Consider the following 6,776-nt stretch of genomic DNA (forward strand, 5'->3'; position numbering starts at 1 on the left):
CCGCACTAGTGCCGGGAGCTACGTAGGCTGCGGTCTTCGTCCCAACGGGACGGCTCATAATAGCCCGGCACGGAGTGCCGGGCTATTATGAGCCGTCCGCTTCGGGACGAAGGGCCATTGCCATGTCCGCACCTTCCCCTACCGCGATGTCTCCCCGTTACTGGAGCGAAATCAGCACGAAACCAACCACCACCAGAAACACCACAAACAGGACCGCCTTCTTCAGGAGGCCAACCCCGATCTTCAGGAGGAGAAACAGAACCACTACCGCACACAAGCCGCCGACGGCGTAGTGCTGCGAGGAGATCTCCTGGAGTCGTGGGGGATGTCCACGGGGCGGGAATCTTCAGTGAGACACCGCCACCTTCACGCGCTCCAAGACTTCGGCATAGGCCTCCATCACCCCGCCGAGGTCGCGGCGGAAGCGATCCTTGTCCATCTTCTCGCCGGTCTTGAGGTCCCAGAGGCGGCAGCCGTCCGGGCTGATCTCATCCGCGAGCACGATGGTCTTCGGATCGGTGGCCAGGCGGCCGAACTCCAGCTTGAAGTCCACCAGCTTGAGCCCGCACTCGGCGAAGAACTTGCCGAGGATCGCATTCACCTTCAGCGCCGACTCGCGCAGGAAGGCGAGCTCCTCGGGCGTCGCCAGCTTCAGCTCGCGGATGTAGTCGTCGTTGATCAGCGGGTCGCCGAGTTCATCGCTCTTGATGCAGAACTCGATGATCGGCTGGGAGAAGGGGACGCCTTCCTCCATGCCGGTGCGCTTGCAGAAGCTGCCGGCGGAGAGATTCCGGATGATCACCTCGACCATCAGGATGTCCACCTTGCGGACCTCCACGTTGGTGTCGTCGATCTGCCGCACGAAGTGGGTCGGCACGCCCTCTTTTTCCAAGAAGCCGTAGATCAGGGTGCTGATCGCGTTGTTGAGCCGCCCCTTGTCCTCGAACTGCGCCTTTTTCTCGCCGTTGAAGGCAGTGGCGTCGTTCTTGAACTCCATTCGCAGCACATTCGGGTCTGCGGTGGCCCAGAGACGCTTCGCCTTTCCTTCGTAGAGCGGTTCCATGAGGGACACGTAAGGAGCCGCCGCCCGGGGGTCAAGCGGGCGCACAGAGGATTCTCAAATTTCTCGGCGGCGGAAGGAAATGAGGTCGTCCGAAGCTCGGGAATTGACGATCAGCCGCTTGGCGGCTGCGAACTGCTCCGAAGCGGTCTCCGGCGGCGGGCCCACGGCCCAACACCGGGGGTGTTTGAAAATCAATGTCAGCTTATTTCTTGCTCGGAGTATCTTCGGCATATCCGCTAGGGTGTCAGCATGACTGTTCACCCCAGCCTGCTCCTCATCCCGGCCTTGTTGCTGTGCTCTTGCGACAAGCTTTCCATGGCCAAGAAATCCGCGGAGAAACGCGGATCCCTCGCCGAGCAAGTGCAGCTCAACTCGGAGTCGAAGCCGGAAATCGTCGCCGCCTTCGAGGCGATCAGCCATGCGGCGGTGGAGCACAACCGCGTGCTACTCCAGAACATCGAAGGCAGCGGCCCCTGCAACGGTCCCGCCTTCAGCGCGGGCATGGCCGAGCTCGACCGCTCGGCCCGCAAGCACAGCGGCATCGCCAAGCAGGTCATCGATGCCATCGCCACCACCTGGGTCTATGAGAAGACCCTCTTCGTCCCCTTCGACACCATCCGCGGCCAAGTCGCGGGCATGAAGACATGGAGCAAGGACGCGGCCACCCAAAGGCGCGGTTACATCCAGATCATCGATCAGAACATCTCCACCTACGACTCCGCGGTCGCCTATCTCGAACGTGGCGAAGATCCCTTGCTGCGGCAGAACTTCGACAAACACCGGGTGCCGAAGGAGGTGGCGGAGGAGTTCATCCGCTTGCGCAGGCTCCACAACCAGAAGGAATTGGAAGCCCAACTTGGAATGTTCCGCGAGCAGCGGGACGCCATGCAGAGCTACCGCGACGGCATGGCCACTGCCAATCCCGCCCAGGCCAACGCGCTCATCGCCGAAGGAGACAAGCACCAGCAGAAGGCGGAGCAATTCAAAGCCCAGATGGTCGCGGCAATCCGCGAGCAGCTCGCCTCGCCAAGCGTCCTTTAAGCGTCGCATCTTCCGGGAAAGCTCCCGGCCAGTTCCATGCCTGAATCGGCAGGCATGAAGATTGGTATTCGTTCGTGGTGCCTTCTGCTTTCTGACAAGGTCGTCTCCAAGGAATGAATCCGCAGCTCGCCCTCGTTCTCGCCCTTCTTACGGTTTGCGTGGTCCTGTTCGTGGTGAACCGGCCGCGCATGGACGTCGTGGCCCTTCTCGCGGTGGCGGCGCTGCCTCTAACCGGCATCGTGAGCGTGAACGAGGCCTTGGCAGGCTTCTCGGATCAGAATGTGATTCTGATTGGGCTGCTGTTCGTGGTCGGGGAGAGCCTGGTGCGCACCGGTGTCGCGAACCGGATCGGGGAGTTCATGCTGCATCACTCATCGGGCAGCGAGGTTCGGCTTTTAATCCTGCTCATGCTGGGGGTGGCCGCGGTCGGCTCCATCATGAGCTCCACAGGAGTAGTCGCCATCTTCATTCCCGTGGTGCTTCTCATCTCCACGCGGCGAAGTCTCGACCCGGGAAAGTTCATGATGCCGCTGGCCTTCGCGGGGCTGATCAGCGGGATGCTGACGCTGGTCGGCACGGCTCCAAACCTGGTGGTCGACGCCGCCCTGGAGCACGCAGGCCACCGCGGCTTCAGCTTCTTTTCGTTCACCCCCTTCGGTGCCGCGATCCTCGGGGCCGGGGTGCTCTACATGCTGGTGGCGCGTAGATTCCTCCCGCGGCGGCCGGGCAACTCCAGCGCCACGCGGAAGCGGCGGCAGCTCATCGATCTGATCCAGGAATACCAGTTGCAGGACCGGGCGCACCGCCTGCGGATCGGCACGGATTCCCCGTTGATCGGAAAAACCGTCGCGGAGATGGCCCCGAGACGGCAGTTCACGGCGAACGTGGTGGCCGTGGAGCGGAAGGGGCGTCGGCAAACGGAAGTCCTCGAGCCGAGGCCGGACCTCATCCTTCAGAAAGGTGACGTGCTGTTGATCGATCTGGAGCAGCCGCCCAGCGAGGAGATGAAAGCGTCGGCAGCTAAACTGAAGCTGGAACCCTTATCTCTACGCAGCCTGTATTTCAGCGACCATTCCCGGGAGATCGGCATGGCAGAAATTCTCCTACCTCCCGGTTCGAGCCTGACCGGTCAGACGGTGATCGAGGCCGCGATCCGCACCCGATTCCGGCTGAATGTGATTGGTCTGCGGCGTGGGGGCGAGGCCCTGCCATCGTCGCCTTGCGCCGTGAAGCTCCGTCCCGGGGACACGCTGCTGGTGATCGGCCGCTGGAAGCACATCCGGAACCTGGCGAAACGGGTGCATGAGGTCATCCTCTTGACTCTTCCCGCCGAGAGCGATGAAGCCCCACCCGCCGCCAGCAGGGCAGGATTCGCGCTCGCCAGCCTGCTCGTGATGATGGTCCTCATGATTACGGGCTGGGTGCCGAATGCCATCGCGGCGCTGATCTGCTGCCTGCTGATGGGGGCGACCCGCTGCATCAATCTCGACTCCGCCTATCGCTCCATCCAGTGGCCCAGCTTGATTCTGATCGTCGGCATGATGCCATTTTCCACCGCGCTTCAGAAAACTGGCGGAGTCGATCTCGCGGTCAACTTGCTGTTGGATGTGTTCGGGGGCTCGCAGCCCCGGATCCTGCTCGGAGCACTGTTCCTCCTGACGGCTGGTACCGGTCTCTTCGTCTCAAATACCGCCACGGCTGTCCTGATGACACCCATCGCCTTGAAGGCGGCCGAAGCGCTGAAGGTTTCGCCCTATCCATTCGCGATGACGGTCGCCCTAGCCGCCTCCTGCGCCTTCATGACACCGGTTTCGTCGCCGGTGAACACGCTGGTCATGGGCCCGGGAAATTATCGCTTCTCCGATTTCCTCATCATTGGAGTTCCCTTCACCGCCATCGCCATGGCGCTCACGCTACTTCTCGTTCCCTGGCTGCTTCCCTTTTAGAAGGGTTCCTTGGATTCCGCCTCACTCGCCGCTGGAGAAGTCCAGATTAGCTGCGGTATTCCTGCCCCCGGCGTTGGCGTTGGCCTTGTTGGTGGCGAAGGATGATTCCACGAGACCCTTTTCCAAGGCCAATCCCGGGCCTTGGTTCTTCTCCAGCACGTTGTTTTCCACCACCACCCGGGCTGCGGCGAAGCGCACTGCTATCCCCCCCAGCAGGTTCTCCCGGCACTGGTTCGCCTGGATGTGGCCGGAGGCTGCGGAGGAGACCGTGATCCCGTATTCGCGGTTGCCGCGCAGGTCGTTTTTGCCCAGTGCCACGTTCTCCGCCGTGGTATCCACCAGAATGCCGCTGCCGCTGTTGTCCCGCGCCAAGCTCTCGTGGATGGCCCCGGAGCCGCCCTCCCAGAGGTCGTAGCCGTGACCGAAGTTGCCGGTGGACTCGCACTGCGAGAATTCGATCCGGCTACCAGCACCGCGCACCGCGACGCCGTCCCAGCCGTTGTTTTCGAAGTTGCAGCGGGTCGCTTTCACATTCCCGGACTCCATGACCGCCAGACCGTGCCCGGCGGAGTCTGCCACCCGGCAATCGTTCATGGTGATTTCCGAGCCGCGAACCAGCAGCACTGGGAAGCGGTTCGGTCCGGGATCGTTGCCGCGGTGCCGGAAGGTCATCCCGCTGACCCGGGCGCCGCCAGCGTGCTTGCCGAAGGTTAGGGCGGTGCTGGTGGCGGCGTCGATTTCCACGATCGTCTTGTCGCGCCCTGCTCCTTCGAGCGTGACCGCCTTGTCCACGACCACCGGGCCGGTCCAAGTGCCCTCCGCCACCACGATCCGGTCGCGGTCATTGGCGGATTCCAACGCTTCCGGCAGTGTCTTGAAATCACCCGGCACCTGCAGGGTGCGGGTGTAGGAGGCCATCTTCTGGTAGAGCGCGGCGATCTCCGGATCACCCGGTGCCAGTGCCACGGCCTCGCGCAGCCACTCCATCGCATCGCGATCGAATTGCCCCTGGTCGCGGACCTTGGCTGCGGCGAGCAGCTCCTTGGCCCGGACCAGATCCTTGGCCTCCTTTTCCCGGCCTTGCCGGATTTCAGAAAGCAGCGAGTTGCTCTGCGGATCGCCGGGGAAGGCGCTGGAAAGTTCCTTCGCCTTGACCTCGGCTTCATCCCAGTGCCGCTTTTGGATGGCGGCATTTGTGGCTGCCAGGAGGCCATCGCGCATCTGGGTGCTGCGGGCCTGCTCGACCTTCCCGAGCAGCTCGGTGATCTCCTTCTGGTCCGGATACTTCTCAAGCACCTTGCGGGCAGCTGCGGCGGCTTCATCGAGGCGCCCCAGATCGAAAGCCGCGATCGCCTCGCCGGACCAGTAGCCGACGAATTGCTGCTGCTCCTCCTCCATGCCATTCTCGATGCTGCGGCGGCCGAGCAGTGCCACTTGGGAGCCCGGGCTCATCTCCTCGATCTCGCTGTAGGCTGCCTTGGCTTCCGGCCACTGCCGGGCATCGATCATCTTCGCGCCGAGCCGTTCCAAGAACGCAAGGCGCTCCTGCCTCTGAATCGCCGTCTGCTCCTCGTGGTCATTCCACAGGTACCAGCCGCCCACACCAGCGAGCAGGAGGAAGAGCATCACCAGGACAGGAGCCGCGCTGCGCTTGCGGACTTCCACCACGTGTTCCTCGCTTGGGAGTGCCGGGGACGGTGATTTCGCCGGGCTTGCCGCTTTTGCTCCGGGAAGCGCCGCGGCGGGCACGGTCTCAAGTACCTTCGTGGGTGCCGGTGCCAAGCTGGCCAGCCTTTCCTCGGGAACGACCTTTGGACGCACTGGCGCGGCAGCGGGCAGCGCTGGAGGGATCGGGATAGGGGCGGCGGTGGAAGTTGCAGGTGCTGCAGAAGTTCCGATCGTTTCGTCGACCTTTTCCTTTTCTGTGATCGGGGCCTCGGCCGGGGCCTTTGCCTTGGGTACGATGGGAATGTGGATCGTGGCCTTCGCCACGAGCGGCCCGCCAGCCGTATCGCCAGCCTTGGTCTCGACCGACACTGGAACAGCGACCGCGCCGATGGCTTTTGAGGCAATGGAAATGTCTGGCGGCCCGGAAGCCTTATCCGCAAGCGTGGGCTCGGTGACCTCGGGTGCCTTGACTACAAGCGGCGGGTCCGTGGCCTCGTCGGTCTTCGCTTCGACAGGAAGCGCCACGTCGCTCGTCCCTGTAGCCTTCGAGACGATCGCAATGTCCGTGGCGCCAGGAGCTTTCTCTTCAATCGCGACCTCCTCGGGCTCCGGTGCCTTGGCTACGATAGCTGCTTCCGCCGGCTCGGCGACCTTCACCTCAACAGGAAGCGGCATACCGCTCGGCTCTGTAGCCTTCGCGACGATGGAAATATCCGGGGGGCCGGGGGCCTTCTCCACAATTGAGATGTCCTTGGGGCCGGGAGCCTTCTCCACGATCGCAATATTTTCGGGAGCCGTGGCCCTGGCTACGATGGGGACCTCTGCCGGGCTCAAGGCCTTCGCCACCACGGGGACTTCCGTCGGGACCTCAGCCGCAGTTGGAAGCGGAAGAGGAGGCGGTCCCACGACCTTTGCCTCAAACGAAGATAGATCCGTGACCACGGGGGGGGCGCGATGACCGGGGTTTCCGCGACGACCGGGGTCTCGGCGATGACCGGGGTCTCGGCGATGACCGGAGTCTCGGCGATGACCGGAGTCTCGGCGATGACCGGAGTCTC

At 63.3% G+C, this 6,776-nt stretch carries 4 protein-coding genes; 2 read left to right on the forward strand and 2 right to left on the reverse strand.

The genetic code is table 11. The features are described 5' to 3' along the window. Positions 1-346 precede the first annotated feature (346 nt). Complete coding sequence (gene purC / locus BV071_RS30380) at positions 347-1,063, reverse strand: phosphoribosylaminoimidazolesuccinocarboxamide synthase (RefSeq protein WP_035615558.1); 717 nt, start codon at positions 1,061-1,063, stop codon at positions 347-349. Positions 1,064-1,312: 249 nt separating this feature from the next. Here purC and BV071_RS30385 point away from each other — a divergent pair, with 249 nt between their 5' ends. Then, the gene (locus tag BV071_RS30385) at positions 1,313-2,104 is read left to right on the forward strand and encodes a hypothetical protein (protein WP_265595096.1); all 792 of its coding nucleotides are present in this window, start codon (positions 1,313-1,315) and stop codon (positions 2,102-2,104) included. A gap of 113 nt (positions 2,105-2,217) precedes the next feature. Continuing rightward, positions 2,218-4,050, forward strand: coding sequence for an SLC13 family permease (locus BV071_RS30390; protein WP_035615562.1), 1,833 nt, complete (start codon positions 2,218-2,220; stop codon positions 4,048-4,050). Between the two features lie 21 nt (positions 4,051-4,071). On the opposite strand, the gene BV071_RS30395 is transcribed toward BV071_RS30390, so the two are convergent. Continuing rightward, a complete protein-coding gene (locus tag BV071_RS30395; RefSeq protein ID WP_265595097.1) occupies positions 4,072-6,492 on the reverse strand; it encodes a right-handed parallel beta-helix repeat-containing protein in 2,421 nt (806 codons plus the stop codon). Positions 6,493-6,776 lie beyond the last annotated feature (284 nt).

This window comes from Haloferula sp. BvORR071 (assembly GCF_000739615.1).
In the GTDB taxonomy this organism is placed as follows: Bacteria; Verrucomicrobiota; Verrucomicrobiia; order Verrucomicrobiales; family Akkermansiaceae; genus Haloferula.